Here is an 18230-nt window from a genome sequence, read left to right as displayed (position 1 = left end):
CTGGACCGGCCGGATACTAAATTTCACGTTCTATATACCGAAGTATCCCCCTCCGAAGATTCCATGATCCGCTCCAATGATCTGGAGCTATGCCTCCAGAACTATGACATGCTGGTAAGGGAGGCCCTGCACCGCTACTATCCTGACACCGGATATATCTACAAACCGTCCGACCGGGCATTCGCCATTTTGATCGCCTCCGATAAATCGATTCCCCCCGAGCAGGTCATCAGCCGGGACAGGGATATTTTTATTGCCCTGCATAAAGAACTTCTGGAAAAATACGGGATCTGGATCAGCGGCGGCTTAGGCGGCAGAAACAGTTTCATCTCCTACACCTGGAAATCTTACCAGCAGGCTAAGGAAGCGAAATCAATTACCACGGTAGAAAAATATATTTTAAGCAGTGATTTCACTCATTCCAGTGATGTCTATTACTACCCGGAAAGCCTTTCCGTTCAGTTAAGCGGTTTTATTTCCATCGGAAACAAGGATCAGATCTGCGAGCTGTTCAAGCTCATCAGGAATGAAAACACCGGAAAAAGAAATCTTTCCTACACCCAGCAGCGCTGGCTGATCTCTGATGTACGCGCTACTATTTTTAAAAAGAGGCACAATATCATCGCGGATGGGCTGGCTCCAGAAAAATTAAAGCTTTTGGATATGGTAGACAAGCAGTTTGAAGGGGAAATGAGTCTGGACAGCTTAAAAACCATTGCGATCCAGCTGTGTGACGCGTGTGGCTCCGAAGGAAATGAGCTGATTCTTAAAATACAGGAATATATCAACAGCAACTATCACGATCCGAATTTGTGTTTGACAAAAATTTCCGATGAATTCGGAATTTCGGAAAATTATTTCAGTTATCTGTTTAAAAAAGAAGTATCCGAAAACTTTTCCACCTACTTGGAGCGGCTGCGCATGGCTAAGGCCAAGGAAATGATCCTGGAATCTGACACGAGCCTGTCTGTCCTTTACCAGTATCTTGGATATAATAATGCCGCCTCCTTCCGGCGCGTATTTAAAAAGAATTTTGGGATATCACCAAAGGAAATGAGGGATAAAGTCAATGCAAAACAGTAGATTTAAGAATGTTTCAGAATTTACAGAAGCCCTTTGGCTTGAGCTTAAAGAAAGCGGGCTTCCCATCCACAGCTTTCTCGCCGAACAGGGCGGCACGCTTTTAAAGGAAGCTTATGAAGCGCCCTATACTGCCACGGACCTTCACCGCATGTTTTCCATTACAAAAAGCCTTTGTTCTCTTGCCATAGGCTTCCTTTACGCAGATGGGAGACTTTCTCTGGATGACAGGATCACGGATCACTTTCCGGAATACTGTTCCTGCGGGGATGTCCATCCCTGGCTGAAAGAGATGACCATACGCCATATGCTTTCTATGGAAACCTGCCACTCCTCTACTACTTACAAAGCGGATACAAGCAAAAACTGGGTAGAAAGCTTCTTCACCACGCCCCCCTCCCATAGAAGCGGTCAGATATTCCTTTATGACACCTCCTCCAGCCATACCCTGGCTGCTCTTGTAAAAAAACTTTCAGGAAAAGGAATTCTGGATTATCTAAGGAAGGAATGTCTGGATAAAACCATTTTTTCCCGGGAGGCCTACATCATCTTAGATCCCTTTGGTTCAGAAATGGGAGGCTCCGGCCTTATGGCACGCCCCATGGACTTATTAAAGCTGGGCCGGTTCTGTATGGATATCCTGAAAAATGGGAGAGGGAAATTTGCAGATTATTTAAGAGAGGCAGTTTCATGTAAAGTTCCTACCATTCATTTTGGCCAGACTACAGAGGAACAGCAGGGATACGGATATCAGTTCTGGCGCATTCGGAATGGATTTGCCATGTACGGCATGGGAGGGCAGTATGTTCTCTTCTATCCTGATCCGGATCTGGTTTTTGTAGTCACGGCTGATACACAAAATATAAAAGGCGGAAACCAGAAAATACTGGATCTGATCCATGATGCAGTTGAAAAGATCCAGGACCAGCCGGAACAGACATGGAAACCGGCAGGTCCCCGGTCCTGGGATGCTTCCTACCGGCTTTTCACAAATCCAGGCGGTTTTTCCAGGCTTTCTCTCTCCTTTGGCCCGGCGGAGGGTACCCTGGCCCTTTCCGGCCCGGACTCTGCCTTCCATATTCCATTTTCTTTTCATACCCAGACCATCAGCGTCCTGGAAGGATATGAACAGAGAATAGCCGTGCAGGGAATGTGGGCCGGCCACGATACCCTGTATCTTCCAGTCCAGATAGCAGGGGAATGCGTGGGTTCGATCCATTTCCTGCTCCGGCTGTCTGACGGAAGGATCACGGTATGGATGAAAAAAATAGAGGAAACATATTTTCAAGAGTTTCAGGGATTTCTGGAAGGGATAAAGGAATAAAAACAGGTTGGAAAGTCTGTATCCACATGACTCTCCAACCTGTAACAGGTGCTGTTCTCTTTTATTCATACCTCAGGGCGTCAATAGGATCTGCCTTTGCCGCCTTGGAAGCAGGATAAATGCCAAAAAATAAGCCTACCAAAGCCGAAAATCCCACAGCTACCAGGATGACCGACGGCTTTATGACCACCTTCATGCCAAACAGTGCTCCTCCAGCCAGTACAAGCCCTCCGCCGACGCTGACGCCCAGGATCCCTCCCAGAGCGGAAAGTATGGCGGACTCCGTCAAAAACTGGATCAAAACATCCCTTGTTTTAGCACCTAAGGCCTTACGGATCCCTATTTCCCGGGTCCGTTCCGTAACGGATACCAGCATGATGTTCATGATTCCGATCCCTCCAACCAATAGGGAGATGGCTGCAATTCCGCCTACAGCAGCAGATAAGCCGCCCATTATGGTGTCTGCACTTCCCATTTCACTGGACACCGAATAGAAGGTGATATCTTCCTTGTTCCGGTTCTTGTTCTTTGCCAGATAGGAAGTGAACATTTCAGAAAATGCATTCATGTCAGTTCCATCTTTTGCATAAAGACGCAGACCGTAAATGTTGTCATTGGGCCAGGTTAATAAAGAATCCGGTACATATCCGGCCCTGGTATCGTTGGTTCCCGCCATCATCGCCTCAAAAGGATTTAAGTCCTCTCTGTAGACTCCCACTACATTATAATCGTCCGTATTGCCATAAATGGTGGTGCGGAATGTCTTTCCCACTGCATTTTCCGTGCCAAAAAGCTCTTTTGCTCCCTTTGCCTCCAGTACAACATTATTCTTTCTTCCTTTTACATCGGCCTCGTTTAAATTACGGCCATAGATAATGTTGATCTTCTGGACTTTAGGATAATTGGAAAAAATCCCCTCAAACTGGTACTTGACTTTATTGCGGCCGACAACGGCTTCTGCTTTTGTGCTGGCATTGCTGTCTATGTAACTGATTTCATCTCCGAACACTTCTTTCAGCCGGTCCATTTCATCAAGAGTAAAGTAGTCGCTATCCCTCATATCCCCGCCGTCCTTTGGCCAGACGTAGACATAGGCAAGGGTAACTCCCACATTCTTATAGAGATCAGATACCATGAACCGCATGGTATCACCAATGGACACGATGGCAATGACAGACCCAATGCCAATAATGATTCCAAGCATGGTCAGAAAGGACCGCATCTTGTTCGCCTTAATGGCATGAATTGCCATACTCATATTTTCCAGCAGCATGATGTTCTCCCCTCCTATTCATATCTTAACGCTTCAATGGGATCCTTTTTAGCTGCCTTGGAAGCCGGATAAAGACCAAAGAAAATACCCACAAGAGCCGAGAAACCAACAGCCATGACCACTACGGCCGGCCTGACGACCACAGTCATCTGGAAGGCGGCTCCTCCTGCTTTCACAAGACCTACTCCAAGAAAGATGCCGATCATCCCTCCGCAGGCCGACATAAAAGCAGATTCCGTCAAAAACTGGATCATGATGTCACCTGTCCTCGCGCCCAGGGCCTTTCGGATCCCGATCTCCCTCGTCCGCTCTGTGACAGAAACCATCATAATATTCATGATTCCGATTCCGCCTACCAGCAAAGAGATGGCAGCAATTCCACCTACCGCTGCCGCCATGGCAGAAAGGCCGGTATTTACGCTTCCCATTTGCTCTACCACTGACATGGTCTGGATCTCTGATTCCGGACGGCCTTTTAATTTTGCCACGTACCGGGTGAGTTCTGCAAGGAATGCTTTCACATCTACTCCATCCCGGACATAAAAATTAAGATCTTGGAAGTAATCATTGGATTTTGTGAGAACTGTATATGGCAGAAATCCTGACTGCGTCTGCCCGTTTCCCAAAAGCATGGCCATCATAGGAGAAATATCCTTATGATAGACTCCCACAACCATGTATTCCTGAGTGTCCTTATTTATGGTCATGCGGAAAGTCCTGCCCACGCAGTCGGCCGTACCGAACAGCTGCACTGCCCCCTTATCCTCCAGGACCACATGATTTGCCGCCCCTTTTATATCCGCCGTATTGAGGGCTCTGCCGTAAATAATATCCAGCGGCTGCACATCGGAATAATTGGAGTCAATTCCCTGGAACTGATACTTTACCTTTCTGCGCCCATTGACGGCCTCTGCCTCGGTATTGGCATCGCTGTCTATATACTGAATTTTATCCTGGTATACTTCCCTGACCCGGTCCATCTCATCCCTGGTAAAATAATCCGTCATGCGGAAATCTGTTACATCCCAGGATACCATGATAACGGCCCGGTTAAAGCCCACATCCTTATAGGCATCGGAAAACAGGTTTTTCATACTGTCACCTACAGATACAATAGCAATTACTGCTCCAATACCAATGATGATTCCCAGCATGGTCAAAAAGGACCTCATTTTATTGGATCGTATGGCGTGAAGCGCCATACTCATATTTTCTATCAGCATGGCGCCCCCTCTTTCTCCGTTTTAGCAGCCTCCTCCTGTCCCTGATTTCGAGGGACATTGGGTAAATCGCTGACCAGCTGCCCATCCCGAAACCGTATGATACGCCCTGCAAATGCAGCAATATTCTCTTCATGGGTTACCAGCACCACAGTGGCGCCTTCCCGGTGAAGCTGGGAGAACAGCTCCATGATCTCCACGGAGGAAGCGGTATCCAGATTGCCTGTAGGTTCGTCCGCCATAATGAGAGGCGGCTCATTGGCCAAAGCCCTGGCAATGGCTACTCTCTGCCGCTGTCCGCCGGACAGCTCATTGGGCATATGCTCGTATCTTTTTCCAAGGCCCACCCGTTCCAAAAGCATTATGGCACGTTCTTCCCTTGTTTTTTTGGAAATATGGGCATAAGTCATGGGAAGTTCCACATTCTTTAACGCAGAAGTCCTTGCAATTAAGTTAAAGGACTGGAATACAAATCCTATCTTGCGGTTTCTGATCGCCGATAAGTCATCAGCAGAAAGTTCTGCCGTATCAATGCCGTCAAGATAATAATGTCCCATGGTGGGCCGGTCCAGGCATCCTAATATATTCATAAGCGTTGATTTTCCCGAGCCGGACTGCCCCATGATGGCAACAAATTCTCCTCGTTTAATGGTTAAGTTCACCCGCTTTAAACCCAGTACTTTGATGGATCCGGTATCATAAACCTTCACCACATCCACCAGCTTTATCAAATCTTCCCGAACATTCTCCGTTACGCAATCGGGAAGTTTCTCTTTCTTTTTCCACATACTGCCTCCCCCTTACTGAACGGTTGGAATCACGGTTACTGTCATTCCTTCTGTAAGCATGGAGGACGGAGCATCGATTATCTGCAGCCCTTCTGTTAAGGCCCCTTCTTCCTCTGGAATGACTTCCGCCTGGATGTCACTCTCCACCCCGGTTTTTACCGGAATGAATGATACGGTGTTATCCTTTACACAAGCGATCGCTATGCTGCCATCCGGCTGCTGGACAACCGCGGAAATCGGGACAACCCATACATTTTCCACTTTTTGAAGCTCGATCTTCGCCTTGGCGGTAATGCCTGCAATCAGCCGGGTGTTCTGATCAATGATCCGTATGGTGGTCGGGATGACTCTCTCCGTGGAACCATTCCCTTTCTCTTCACCGGTTGGTGATATGGCGGTGACCTCACCTCTTGCGGTTTCACCGCTTAAAATATCGGCGCTGATTTCCACCGGCTGCCCGATGGCTACCTTTCCGATGGAATACTCGCTGACATTGATCTTCATCTCCAGTACATCTAAGTTGTTGATAATGAACATGGGTTTGTCATCGTCGGTTTTATCCGCAAAACGGCCTACCTTGCAGTTAACTCTTACTACGGTTCCTGCAATGGGGCTGGTAACTTTGGTATTCGTAAGCGCTTCCTTCTTCTGTTCCAGTTCAAAGGCCTCTTTCTCGATCTGCAGGGCATAGGTCTCATTTGCCACAGGTCTTCCGTTCTTTAACGTATATGTACTCACTTCCCTCTGTGCATCGTTCATGGTATTAGAAGCAGCTTCAAGCTCCACCTGAGAAGCGCTTCCTCCCTGGTAAAGAGCCAGTGTCCGGTTATAATTGGCCTTGGCTGTTTCATAATCCTGCTTTGCCTTTGCATATCCGTTCTCTGCTTCCAGCTGCTTATCCTGATAGGTGCTGACAGCCAGATCATAGGCGTTCTGGGCAATGTCCACTTCCTTTTTTGCATCCTTGTCATCAAGCAATGCCAGAACCTGCCCTTTTTCCACCCTGTCCCCTTCCTTTACCGGAAGCTCCAGGATCTCCGCATGAAGATTGGATACCACTTCCACGCTGTCTGTTCCCTGGACGGGACCGCTGACTGAGAGCATATCAACCACCTCTCCCTTGGCCAGAGGTGAAACAGTTACCGGTAGCGCTCCGCCGCCGCCTCCTGCAAGAACTTTAAAGGCAATAAAAAAGGCCCCAATGGCCGCTGCTCCAATGGTTATGATCTTTCTCTTTTTGCTCCATTTTTTACGTGGACCTTTCTTTTTCTTCTTTTTGCCGGTATTTTCCTCTTCCATCAGGTTTTCTAACTCTTTATCAAAGGCTTCATCAGACATTTGTTCCTTTTCCGATGTTCCGCCTGTTTCTTCCATATTGTTCTTAAATATGTTCATGCCCGTTTCCCTCCTGTGCTTGACACTTCTTTTTTCTTTATTATAGCGGGCCGATATAACTTTTTTAAGTATAAAATTCTTATTATTTTCTAAACTTTTCCATTTTCCGGAACTTCTTCCGGGATAGGCATCAGAAGCAAAGAGGAAATCAGGAAAGTTATCCACTAATTTTCAGACAAACATTAAAATAAAAAAATAACAAATTGGTTTTTACCCTCACATGCTTTTATTATCTGAATATAATTATACAAATGACAGAAATAGGAAACTATCGAATGAACGATCATTATCCATTTGTAAATCCTCCCCTTCCATATGCTTATGATGCGCTGGAACCATGCATCGACGCACTGACTATGTGTCTCCATCATGACAGGCACTTACAAACCTATGTGAACAACCTCAACGAAACCCTTAAAGACTGTCCGGACCTGCAAAACTGGTCTCTGGAAAGGCTGCTCTGCAATGCAGACTGTCTGAAAAAAGATATCCGGAAGTCCATTCGGAATAACGGAGGCGGCGTTTTCAATCATATCTTTTATTTTAACGGCATGTCAAACTCTGAAACACGCTGTCAGGCCGGAAAGCTCTATGATGCAATTGTGGCTGAATTCGGCTGTATAGAGGCTTTTTTTTATGAGTTTAAGGAAAAAGCGCTGTCTGTTTTTGGTTCCGGATACGCATGGCTGACTGTAGACCAAAACTGCAAGCTTCAAATCATAACCACTGCAAATCAGGATACTCCTATTGTCCAAAACCTTTGTCCGGTACTTACCATAGACGTTTGGGAACATGCCTATTATTTAATGCATTACAATGACCGGGAAGCATACATTCAAAACTGGTTCAATGTGGTGGACTGGGAATGTGCCAATATGCATTATATGGAATGCCTGGATTGCTGCAAGAAATGCTGAAACTAAAGTTTCATGCCTTCCTATTCTCAGCGGAGGAAGGAACCTGTTTCCAATAAAAAACACCGCCTTGTGTATGCCTGGTCTAATAAAAGCCAGGCATACACAATTTTATTTGCATTTCTCTGGCTCAAAGATTGACAGATTCACATGCTTGTAGTAAAATGATGGAAATTCATATCATGAAGGTATGTTTATAGTTCTTTCAATAAAAGCAAACGGATGCCATGAAGGTATCTTGCGTGACAGCTGTAACGCAAGTGTCTTTTGGCATCATTTTATTTTATGGAGAATAAGGGACTTTATATGTCCGGATCCCAAACTGCCTAATAGTTTCAATAATCAGGAGGATTAAAAATCATGGATGCAAAGCAAAAATACGAAAAACTAAAAGGTTATCTTCAGGATTTAGGAAGTGTTGCAATCGCGTTTTCCAGCGGTGTCGATTCTACGTTCTTATTAAAATGCGCTCATGATGTTTTGGGCAATAAGGTCATAGCTGTTACGGCCCGCTCATGCTCTTTCCCAAAGAGAGAACTTGACGAAGCAGCCGCTTTTTGCAAAAAAGAAGGGATTGTTCATTTCATTTGCGATTCCGAAGAACTTGAGATAGACGGGTTTTCTAAAAATCCCCCAAACCGCTGTTATCTTTGCAAACAGGAATTGTTCACAAAAATCTGGAGTGTTGCAAAAGAACACGGGATCAGCCATGTTGCCGAAGGTTCTAATATGGATGATAACGGCGACTATCGTCCCGGTTTGATTGCAGTTGCAGAGCTGGATGTAAAAAGTCCTTTGCGCTATGCAGAATTAAGCAAACAAGAAATCCGGCAGCTTTCTAAAGAAATGGAATTGCCGACATGGAATAAGCAATCCTTTGCCTGCCTTTCCTCCCGCTTCCCTTATGGTGAAGAAATTAACATCCCGCGTTTAACAATGATCGATAAAGCGGAACAGTTTCTTTTAGATATGGGTTTCCGCCAGGTGCGGGTCCGTTATCACGGCAAGCTTGCGCGAATCGAAACCGACGCGGCTGGATTCTCTATCATGCTTTCCCCGGACAACCGCGAAAAAATTCATTGCGCATTAAAAGAAATTGGATTTACATATATTACCCTGGATTTATTGGGCTACCGTACCGGGAGTATGAATGAAATGCTTGAAGACGATGTAATAGAAGCCGGTAAGCATATGTGATCAAAAATACGGTGTCCGACCTCCGGTCTCCCCTGAAATCTCCAGAAGCAGAAAAAACACCGCCTGGTGCACGCCTGGTCAAATAACAGCCAGGCATGCGCGAAGCGGTGTCTTGTTGTATACTGTGTGAAACCCATTGGCCGGTTTCATTGACCATGAGACCCGGCAATGCGGGCAGGTAGTTACGTTAAAATTGAATGACCTTTGGCTCGTCCGTAAACGAAGAAATCGTTGCGATAGCATCGTTAAGATAAAAAACCTCGGTATTGCCATCATCAGCCCTATAATTTTTCTGCAGAATGGGATAAGCATCCAGCATATGCTGTCTTGCTTCCACCCTGTCATCCTCAATAGCAGAAGCTTCTATGCGGATCCACTTCCCATCAGCCATACCGGAAATTTCAATTTTCGGGTTGGCATGAATCTGCTTTGATACTTTTTTCACCTTGCCGGTTTGAAAATAAAGTTTGCCTTCAAAAATGTCCACTGTGCCAAATGGGCGGACTCTTGGCTGATCGCCATCCATGGTTGCAATATAATATGTTTCACACTTTTTTAAAAATTCATAAACTTCTTTCACTCGCTTATCCTCCATATTCGTAGGGATTGACTGCTGTTTTTCTTTGCTATATAATAGTACGACAATAAGATATGCTTTACAAGTAGGCATATGATTATGACATAGTCATAAAAATATGACTATTAGAAAAGGAGCGGATGATTGATGTCTGATAAATTTGATGCAAACAAATTATGTCCCGTAAATGTAACGCAGAATTTATTGATGGGCAAATGGAAATTGACTATTTTATGGATTGTCAGCCGCAAAACAAGGCGGTTTGGTGAGCTGCAAAAGCTTATACCTGATGTGTCCCGCGGGGTCCTGGTACAGCAGCTGAAGGAATTGGAACGAGATAATCTCATTCATCGAGAAGTATATAAGGAAGTGCCGCCAAAAGTAGAGTATTCCATAACGAGCATTGGGGAGAGCTTTATTCCCATAATGACTCAAATTATGGAGTGGGGTGCATCATACATAAATAAAACGACCACCTGCAATGTTGATATCTGCATCGCCAATAACTTTCCCTGTTCAAAATGTCATGAGATGTTAAATCTTGAGAAGGAAGCCATTGAGGATTTATAATTAATCTGCCTATAAACAGGCACCGCCTTGTACCTGCCCGCTTAACCGGCCAGGCAATACAAGGCGGTGCTTTTCTTATGTTCTTTTACCTGATTCCGGCTTACTTTACAGTCAGTACATGAACCTTTTTGCCGTCTTCCAGGGGACTGCTGCTCTGCATTACCACTTCATCCCCTTCGGACAAGCCCTGGGATACCTCATAATAAGCGTTCTTTTTCTTTCCCTCTGTGACCGCCGTCTTTACCACGGTTCCACTTGAAACCTTATAAACGAAAGACCCGGAATCATCGGACTGGATACATTTTGCCGGAATGTATACAGAAGTGTTTTCCTTATTATCGGACACCCTTAGATCCGCCGTCATGCCAATATAGCTGACCTTGCTTGCCTCTTCCAGCTGAACGGTCACGGTGAACATCCCTGTGGAAGCATTGCTGACTGCGGATATCTCGGTAATAGTTCCCTGGCAGCTCTCACCCAATGACTGAAGGCTGACATTCATAGGCATTCCTGCTTTCAGCTGGTCAATATCCATATCAGCCACCTGGATCTTCACCTTCTTGCCGCTGTCGTCAATAACCGCCATGGCCTTAACCTGGGGGGAGACCATTTGGCCAACCTCCACAAAAACATTGGTTATCATTCCGGATATGGGTGAAGTAACCGTGCAGTCATCGTATTTTTTCTGCACAATATCCAGGGCCGCCTTAGCGCTGTCCATCTGGGCCTTTGTGACCTCATAATTGCCTGTCTGCCCGTTTCTAGCCGCCTGAAGCTGTACGGACGCCGAATCCATCTGTGCCTTGGCACCTTCATATTCTGCCTGGGAAATAGCTCCGCCGGCATACAGGGCTTCCATCCGGCTAAAATTATCTCTGGCTGTTTGAAAAGCAATCTCCGCCGGCTTTACGCTTGTATTTTGCTGGCTTGCCTTCTCTGCATTTTTAAAAGCGGCTTCTGCCGCCTGGTAGCCTGCCTTTGCCTGTTCTAACTGAAGCTTTGCATCCTGATTATCTACCTGGAACAAAACGTCACCTGCATTTATATGATCCCCTTGCTTTACCGGGATCTCTAAAATTTTTCCATTGCTGTTTGGCATCACATCAACACTGCTGAGCGCTTCCACGGTTCCCTGCCACACCATGGTGGATAAATCCTTACCTGATTTCGCTACCGCTACGGTTACCTCAGTCTGTTTACTCTCTCCCGCACATCCGGTAAGAAGGCACACCAGCATTGCCGTTGCCATAAAACCTGTGATCAATTTTCTCATCTTTTCCGACCTCCTGTAAGCCCTTTTCATTTCAGATGTATTTTAACAGATGCATTCATCCCAAAAACAAGGGGAAGATCTTCTTCGTTTTCAATCGTCACCTTAATTGGTATCAGCTGCGTCACTTTTGTATATTCCCCGCTGGTGTTAAAGCTCATATTACCGGAAAAATAGGTTTGCGTGGCCGGGTCGATCTCCGTCACCTGTCCCTTAAAGGTTTTTCCGGGATATGCATCGATTTTCACATCCACCCGCTGTCCTAAGTGAACCTTCATGATATCTGTTTCTTCCACATTTACCCCTATGTAAAGATTCGAGGTATCGGCTACCTGCGCCAGTTCTGATCCCAGGGCCACCGTCTGATTCACGGCTCCGTCATTTTTTACTACAGTTCCTGTAATGGGGGAACTAATGTAAGGAAGGACCTCCTGCCGTCCCATCACCTGATCCTGCTCTACTAAGTCCCCATTTTCCACATCCCATGATAAAAGCTTACCGCTTGCTACCGCTTTTATGGAATACAGCTTTGCCGTTACTTTTGCGTTATTGGTTTTAAAGTAAGAGACACTGGAATCATAGATATAATATCCGACCCCGCATCCGGCAAGCACCAGTATGATCAGCAGGGGGGCTATGATCTTTTTTAGTTTTCCTGCTCCTGTCTTTATTTCCTGATCCTCAATATTAATATGTTTGTTTTCCTGCATATTTTTTCTCTCCATTCTATTATTGATCTGCAAACTGACTGTGGTACAGATCTGCATAAAATCCTTTCTTTACCAACAACGATTCATGATTTCCCTGTTCTATGATATCGCCGTCCTTCATTACCAGAATCAAGTCTGCATCCCGAATGGTGGAAAGGCGGTGGGCAATAACAAAGCTGGTTCTGCCCTGCATCAATTTACCCATGGCCTTTTGGATCAAGACTTCTGTTCTTGTATCAATGGAACTGGTTGCCTCATCCAGTATCAAGATCCTGGGATCCGCTAAAATCGTCCTGGCAATCGTCAAAAGCTGCTTTTGCCCCTGGGATAGGTTGCTGGATTCTTCGTTGATCAGCATGTGATAACCTCCCGGCAATGACCGGATGAATTCATCACAGTGAGCCGCTTTTGCCGCCTCTATGACTTCTTCATCTGTCTTATCAAAATTTCCATACCGGATATTATCCATAACGGTTGCATTATACAGCCATGTTTCCTGGAGCACCATACCGAACATGGATCGTAAGTCCCCTCTTGTAAAATCCAGGGTGTCATGACCGTCGATCAAAATATGACCGGAATTTAATTCATAAAATCTCATCAGCAATTTCACCACTGTTGTTTTACCCGCTCCAGTGGGACCTACGATGGCGACCATCTGACCTGCATTTATGGCGGAAGAGAAATCGTGGATAATCATTGTATTCGGTGAATAGCCAAAACTAACATTTTTAAATTCCACATTTCCCTGGATCTCCTTCAGTTTGATCGGCGTCTCGCTTTCCGGTACCTCATCCTGCTCATCTAAAAACTCAAATACACGCTCAGCAGCTGCCGCTGTGGACTGCAGTGTGTTGGATACGTTGGCAATCTGGGAAATGGGCTGCATAAAGGACCTCATGTATTGGATAAATGCCTGAACGTCTCCAATCTCTATCACCTTTTCTACCGTTAAATATCCGCCTAACAGACAGACACCGACATAGCCTAAGTTGCTGACAAAGGTCATGATGGGCATCATCATACCTGATAAAAACTGGGATTTCCAGGCCGACCCATATAATTTATGGTTGATGGTCCGGAATTTTTCAATTGCTTCCTTTTCTCCGTTAAATATCTGAACCACATTATGGCCGCTGTAGATTTCTTCAATATGGCCGTTTAAGTATCCCAGGCTCTCCTGCTGCTTCTGGAAATATTTCTGGGATTTCTTTACCACACCCATAATCAGGCCCATGGAAACGAAAAGGACCAAAACAGCAACCAGGGTCATCCGGACGCTGATGGATATCATCATGATCACGATTCCCACCAGTGTGGTCACTGAGGTGATGATCTGGGTCAGACTCTGATTTAATGTCTGGCTCACCGTATCCACATCATTGGTGATCCTTGACAAAATCTCACCATGAGTTCTTGTGTCATAATAATTAAGGGGAAGACGGTTCATTTTTTCTGAAATGTTTTTCCTGAGCTCATAAGTGACCTTCATGCTGATGCCGGACATGATATAGCTCTGCAAGTAAGAAAATACCGCTGACACCAGATAAAGCACCACCAAAAGCAGCAGACGGTTTCGGATATACCGGAAATCCGTCAATAATCCGGTCCCCATTGCCCAGGCAATCAGGCCTTCAAACAGCTTGGTCGTGGCCTTTCCCAAAATCTTTGGTCCTGCAATGGAAAACACGGAGGAACAGCTGGCAAACAGAATCACGACAAATACGGAGTTTTTATATGGCTTTAAATAATCAACCAGGTGCAGCATGGTTCCTTTAAAGTCCTTTGCACTCTCAGGCTTGCCATGGATTCCGCCTCCTGGGCCCATGGGGGAACTGGATGGTTTTTTCTCTGTCATTTCAATTCCTCCTCGCTAAGCTGTGACAATGCAATCTCCCGGTAAACCTCACAGGTTTTCATCAATTCCCGGTGACTTCCTTTTCCGGCAATCCTGCCATGCTCCAAAACAATGATCTGGTCTGCATTCATGATCGTGCTGATGCGCTGTGCCACCAAAAAGATCGTGCTGTCACCGGTTTTTTCTCGAAGGGCCGCCCGAAGCTTTGCATCTGTTTTAAAATCCAGGGCGGAAAAGCTGTCATCGAACACATTAACAGGCGCTCTTTTTACAAGTGCACGGGCGATGGAAAGACGCTGTTTTTGTCCGCCGGATACATTTCCTCCGCCCTGGGCAATGGATGATTCTAAGCCCTCCGCCTTGGAATGGATAAATTCTGTAGCCTGAGCTGTATCCGCAGCCTCTTCTATCTGTTCCCTGGTGGCCTTCCGGTCTCCATACATCAGGTTGCTTTCAATTGTCCCTGAAAATAAGATCCCTTTTTGGGGAACAAATCCGATTGTCTCCCGTAATTGATGAATGGGCCAGTTCTTTACATTTATTCCATCAATCAGGATTTCTCCTGACGTCACATCGTAGAATCTGGGAAGTAAGTTCACCAGCGTGCTTTTTCCGCTTCCCGTAGCGCCGATAAATGCCGTGGTATGCCCCGGCATCGCCGTAAACGTAATGTTATGTAACACATCCTCCTCTGCATCCGGATACCGGAACGATACATCCCGGTATTCCACGACCCCCTTGGGAGACTTTGGAATTTCAGCCGCATCCATGGGGTCTGCAATGGAAGGCTCCGTCTGAAGCACTTCCACAACACGCCTGATGGAAACGATCGCCCTTGGGATCATAATGAACATCATGGTCATCATCAGAAATGCCATGATGATCTGCATAACGTACTGCATATAGGCCATCATATCTCCCACCTCCATACGGAAGGAGGATACTGCCTTTGACCCTACCCATATGATCAGAAGGTTGGTCAGATTCATAATCAGCATCATGGCCGGCATCATACCGGAGGTGACTCTATTGACAAACAAATTTGTCTCAGTCAGCCTTACATTCACCTTTTCAAACCGTTTTTCCTCAAAACGCTGGGTGTTAAATGCCCTGATCACCAGCGTTCCTTCCAGGCTTTCTCTTACTACCAGGTTTAATCGGTCAATCAGCTTCTGAACAAATTGAAAACTTGGCATAACAACCGCAAGCATACTGAAAACCACTACTAACAATAACGCCACGGAAAGTGCAATAATCCATGACATTGACTTGTTTTTGTCCAGTGCATGGATCACGCCTCCAACACCCATGATCGGAGCGTAAAATACAATCCGGATCACCATAACGATCAACTGCTGGATCTGGGTGATATCGTTTGTTGTCCTTGTGATCAGGGAAGAAGTGGAGTACTTCTCAAGCTCTGTATTAGAAAAGCTCTCTATCTTCGTGAAAATGTCCTGGCGCATATCCCGGCTGACACCGGCTGCTATTCTGGCGGCAATGAAACCCACTAAAATCGTACAGCAGGCACTAATAAGGGCAATGCCTAACATTTGAAATCCCACTTTCAGAATGTAAGAGGTGTTGCCCGTTGTTATTCCTTTATTTACAATATCAGACATGAAATCAGGAAGTGATAAGTCACAAGTCGCCTGACTATATAACAGTGCTATAGACACTGCTAAAAATAAAATATATGGTTTAAAATACCGAAAAAATATTTTCACATTTATTCCCTCCTTTCCTTTCATCTCTAATACTTTCTTTCAAACATTTTGTAGATCTGTCTGTCTTTTCTAAATCTGTCTTTATCCTCTGCAATCTACTTTATTCCTCACATATCCTTTTCTTTCATCATCGAATCCACTTCTTTCTCCATTAGTTCTGTAAACCTTTTCCACAATTCAATCAATTTACTTGCGTCCTCTTCTCCCATGCCAATAATTACCCTCTCCAGGAGGTCGCTCATACCTCCCGAGCACTTCTTCCATAATTTTTCTCCATCTTCCGTTAAGGAAACACAGATATTCCTGCGGCTTTTGGGATCTATTTCTCTGTATATCAAGCCCCTCTCCTCCAGTGAATTCAGCATCCGGGATGCTGCCGATAATGCGATATTCATCCTCTTTGCCAAATCAGATACATGAATCCACTTCTTTTCCGGATTTTCATTCATACCGGTCCATATTTGATGCAGTGCAAAGAACTCGCTGCGTGTGACACCTTCCGGCACACAGTTTCTATGGATGCTTTGCTTTCTTCCCATCATCATAGCTAATTCCGTTTTAAACTTCTTTATGTACTCTTCCTGTCCATCTTTCACTATAAAACCCCCCTATTTTTTTCACTTAACAATGTTAACAATTTTCAATGTTTATCATTCTACATCCAATTAAACGATGTGTCAATTATTTTTTCGTTAAGATTCGACACATTACCGGGAATACATCCAGCATAATCCAGTGACAAAAAATCATATAAGCTTCCCCATTGGATGCCCAGCAATTTTTATTCTATTCCAAATAAATCTCTTTAAGCCGCATTCTATCGGCTTCATAAAATCCAATGACCCGATCCAGATAAGCCTCCATTCCTCCCAGACTGTCCACCTCCTCAAAAGCAGCCCTGATATACTTACTCCCAATCTTTCTGCCAGTTCTTTTGCAGTCACATAGCATCCCGGCTTCAGCATATTCAGTATTTCTGTCAACCTTGTATTCATGGCACCCCTCTCCTGTCTTCATCCTATCATCCAGGTAATTTAAACTCCATATGGAAATCTTCTCTATTGAATTCGGAACTTTTCAAAATTGGATTTGATTGTTGGTATGAAACATAAAAATACCCTGCAGGCAAAGCACAACCTTTCTGTGCTTTGCCTGCAGGGTATTGTTTCCCCTTATCTTATTCCATTCTCAACCCTGTTTTCTCTGCACCGTCAGCTTAGCCAATGCTTCCACGATATAAACTGCCGGTATCTGGGAGGTTATATCCACCTTCATCTTCTTATAGTCCGTCCGTTCTCCCTGGATATAATAAGAGATATTGTGATCAGAAATCCTGGCCAATGTACTGTTTTTACTGTTAGTAACTGATACTACCGTACTATTGCTCTGTTTAATTATCTCTGAATTCTCAATGAGTACGTCTGTTTCCCCCTCCACAGAAAGGATAATGATAATGCTTTCTTTTGGAAATTCCAGACTAATAGGAAACATAGGATTATTGATCCCTGTGGCAAATATACCCATATTGCAAAAGTATCGGCTTGCATACTCAGCAATAATTCCAGAATTGCCTATTCCAAGAAAAATAATCTGCTTCTTTTCTGCAATAATATTGGCGATAGATTTAAGCTGTTCATGAAAAGATTCCGTCTCAATCCTTTGAAAAAAGTCTAAAATGGAACTAAAATCAAATCCCTGCCGAATCGTTTTTGTACTCTCCTGCTCCATTTTAAATCTAATCTTAAACTCAGAAAATCCATTACAGTTTACTTTCCTGCAGAACCGGGCTATGGTCGTTGTGGAAACATGGGCCTCGTTTGCAAATTCGCGAATGGTCATATAAGGAATCTTCTCGCTGTTTTTCAATATGAAATTATAGACCTCATAATCAAGTTCACTAAACTGGTTTAGTACCTGATTGGAAAACATTATCATATTCCGCTACCGCCTTTTATATTAATTTCAATTCTAATATTCCAATTTACTGTGCAGTTTTCTTTTTTATTTTAACATAAAAGGGTTGTATTTTCAATGAACAGGAATTCCTTAACCACCAAAAAGAGTCATTGCAGCTAGCTTTTATGTCAGCATGCAATGACTCCTTTCACAGCAAAAAAGTAATTAAAATACGAAAGCTTAGCTGTTCTCAGCTTCCAAATGATCAATCGTTTCTTTGAACTGAGGTAAATGTTCCTTATGAGCGACTAATAATTCATCTAAAACCGTCTTAGCAATTTTGCCGCTGGGAACCAGAGGATTTATGGTAAATGCCTGTTGGGCAGTTCCGTAATCACCGGTTACCGCTGCTTTAATGGTCGTTAATTCCA

General features: G+C 44.7%; 17 protein-coding genes and 1 pseudogene. 5 read left to right on the top strand and 13 right to left on the bottom strand.

What is annotated here, in order from left to right:
* Both RT269_RS04980 and RT269_RS04975 read left to right on the top strand, forming a co-directional pair.
* On the top strand, positions 1–1083 hold a 1083-nt coding region (locus RT269_RS04980; protein WP_313180951.1), incomplete at its 5' end, for a helix-turn-helix domain-containing protein.
* Positions 1070–2404: a serine hydrolase domain-containing protein gene (locus tag RT269_RS04975; RefSeq protein ID WP_313180950.1), complete on the top strand. Its 1335-nt coding sequence runs from the start codon at positions 1070–1072 to the stop codon at positions 2402–2404. The genes RT269_RS04980 and RT269_RS04975, both read left to right, overlap by 14 nt.
* A 61-nt stretch (positions 2405–2465) precedes the next feature.
* Here RT269_RS04975 and RT269_RS04970 read toward each other — a convergent pair whose 3' ends face one another.
* The 4 genes from RT269_RS04970 to RT269_RS04955 are packed head-to-tail and all read right to left on the bottom strand — an operon-like array spanning position 2466 to position 7080.
* Positions 2466–3677, bottom strand: coding sequence for an ABC transporter permease (locus tag RT269_RS04970; protein WP_313180948.1), 1212 nt, complete (start codon positions 3675–3677; stop codon positions 2466–2468).
* A 14-nt stretch (positions 3678–3691) separates the two neighbouring features.
* Complete coding sequence (locus RT269_RS04965; protein WP_313180946.1) at positions 3692–4900, bottom strand: ABC transporter permease; 1209 nt, start codon at positions 4898–4900, stop codon at positions 3692–3694.
* Positions 4894–5685, bottom strand: coding sequence for an ABC transporter ATP-binding protein (locus RT269_RS04960; RefSeq protein ID WP_313180944.1), 792 nt, complete (start codon positions 5683–5685; stop codon positions 4894–4896). Before RT269_RS04960 ends, RT269_RS04965 begins: the two co-directional genes overlap by 7 nt.
* A gap of 12 nt (positions 5686–5697) precedes the next feature.
* Positions 5698–7080 carry an efflux RND transporter periplasmic adaptor subunit gene (locus tag RT269_RS04955; protein ID WP_313180943.1) on the bottom strand — a complete coding sequence of 461 codons (1383 nt, stop codon included), beginning with the start codon at positions 7078–7080 and terminating at the stop codon, positions 5698–5700.
* Positions 7081–7355: 275 nt separating this feature from the next.
* Here RT269_RS04955 and RT269_RS04950 point away from each other — a divergent pair, with 275 nt between their 5' ends.
* Positions 7356–7997 carry a superoxide dismutase gene (locus RT269_RS04950; protein ID WP_313180941.1) on the top strand — a complete coding sequence of 214 codons (642 nt, stop codon included), beginning with the start codon at positions 7356–7358 and terminating at the stop codon, positions 7995–7997.
* A 357-nt stretch (positions 7998–8354) separates the two neighbouring features.
* Positions 8355–9191, top strand: coding sequence for an ATP-dependent sacrificial sulfur transferase LarE (gene larE, locus RT269_RS04945; RefSeq protein ID WP_313180940.1), 837 nt, complete (start codon positions 8355–8357; stop codon positions 9189–9191).
* Positions 9192–9378: 187 nt separating this feature from the next.
* On the opposite strand, the gene RT269_RS04940 is transcribed toward larE, so the two are convergent.
* On the bottom strand, positions 9379–9771 hold the full coding sequence (locus RT269_RS04940; RefSeq protein WP_313180939.1) for a pyridoxamine 5'-phosphate oxidase family protein: 393 nt from the start codon (positions 9769–9771) through the stop codon (positions 9379–9381).
* A 144-nt stretch (positions 9772–9915) separates the two neighbouring features.
* Between RT269_RS04940 and RT269_RS04935 the strand changes: the two genes are divergently transcribed.
* Complete coding sequence (locus tag RT269_RS04935; RefSeq protein WP_313180937.1) at positions 9916–10338, top strand: winged helix-turn-helix transcriptional regulator; 423 nt, start codon at positions 9916–9918, stop codon at positions 10336–10338.
* Between the two features lie 100 nt (positions 10339–10438).
* On the opposite strand, the gene RT269_RS04930 is transcribed toward RT269_RS04935, so the two are convergent.
* From RT269_RS04930 to RT269_RS04895, 8 genes and pseudogenes are all read right to left on the bottom strand, one after another.
* Positions 10439–11611, bottom strand: coding sequence for an efflux RND transporter periplasmic adaptor subunit (locus RT269_RS04930; protein WP_313180936.1), 1173 nt, complete (start codon positions 11609–11611; stop codon positions 10439–10441).
* Positions 11612–11637: 26 nt separating this feature from the next.
* Positions 11638–12318, bottom strand: a complete 681-nt coding sequence (locus RT269_RS04925) for an efflux RND transporter periplasmic adaptor subunit (protein ID WP_313180934.1) — start codon at positions 12316–12318, stop codon at positions 11638–11640.
* Between the two features lie 19 nt (positions 12319–12337).
* A complete protein-coding gene (locus RT269_RS04920; protein WP_313180933.1) occupies positions 12338–14176 on the bottom strand; it encodes an ABC transporter ATP-binding protein in 1839 nt (612 codons plus the stop codon).
* Positions 14173–15903: an ABC transporter ATP-binding protein gene (locus tag RT269_RS04915; RefSeq protein WP_331664073.1), complete on the bottom strand. Its 1731-nt coding sequence runs from the start codon at positions 15901–15903 to the stop codon at positions 14173–14175. The genes RT269_RS04920 and RT269_RS04915 overlap by 4 nt, the downstream gene beginning before the upstream one ends.
* A 107-nt stretch (positions 15904–16010) precedes the next feature.
* Complete coding sequence (locus RT269_RS04910) at positions 16011–16499, bottom strand: MarR family winged helix-turn-helix transcriptional regulator (RefSeq protein WP_313180929.1); 489 nt, start codon at positions 16497–16499, stop codon at positions 16011–16013.
* 190 nt (positions 16500–16689) lie between these two features.
* A complete protein-coding gene (locus RT269_RS04905) occupies positions 16690–16920 on the bottom strand; it encodes a tyrosine-protein phosphatase (protein WP_313180928.1) in 231 nt (76 codons plus the stop codon).
* Positions 16921–17091: 171 nt separating this feature from the next.
* Entirely contained in the window at positions 17092–17838 is a 747-nt protein-coding gene (locus RT269_RS04900; RefSeq protein ID WP_313180926.1) for a MurR/RpiR family transcriptional regulator, read from the bottom strand.
* Positions 17839–18039: 201 nt separating this feature from the next.
* A pseudogene (locus RT269_RS04895) lies at positions 18040–18230 on the bottom strand (6-phospho-beta-glucosidase); the annotation flags it as partial.

Origin of the sequence: Lacrimispora sp., assembly GCF_032078915.1 — a bacterium.
Taxonomy (GTDB): domain Bacteria; phylum Bacillota; class Clostridia; order Lachnospirales; family Lachnospiraceae; genus Lacrimispora.
The sequence above is the reverse complement of the archived record's forward strand: the minus strand, read 5'-3'. Positions and strand labels throughout refer to the sequence as shown.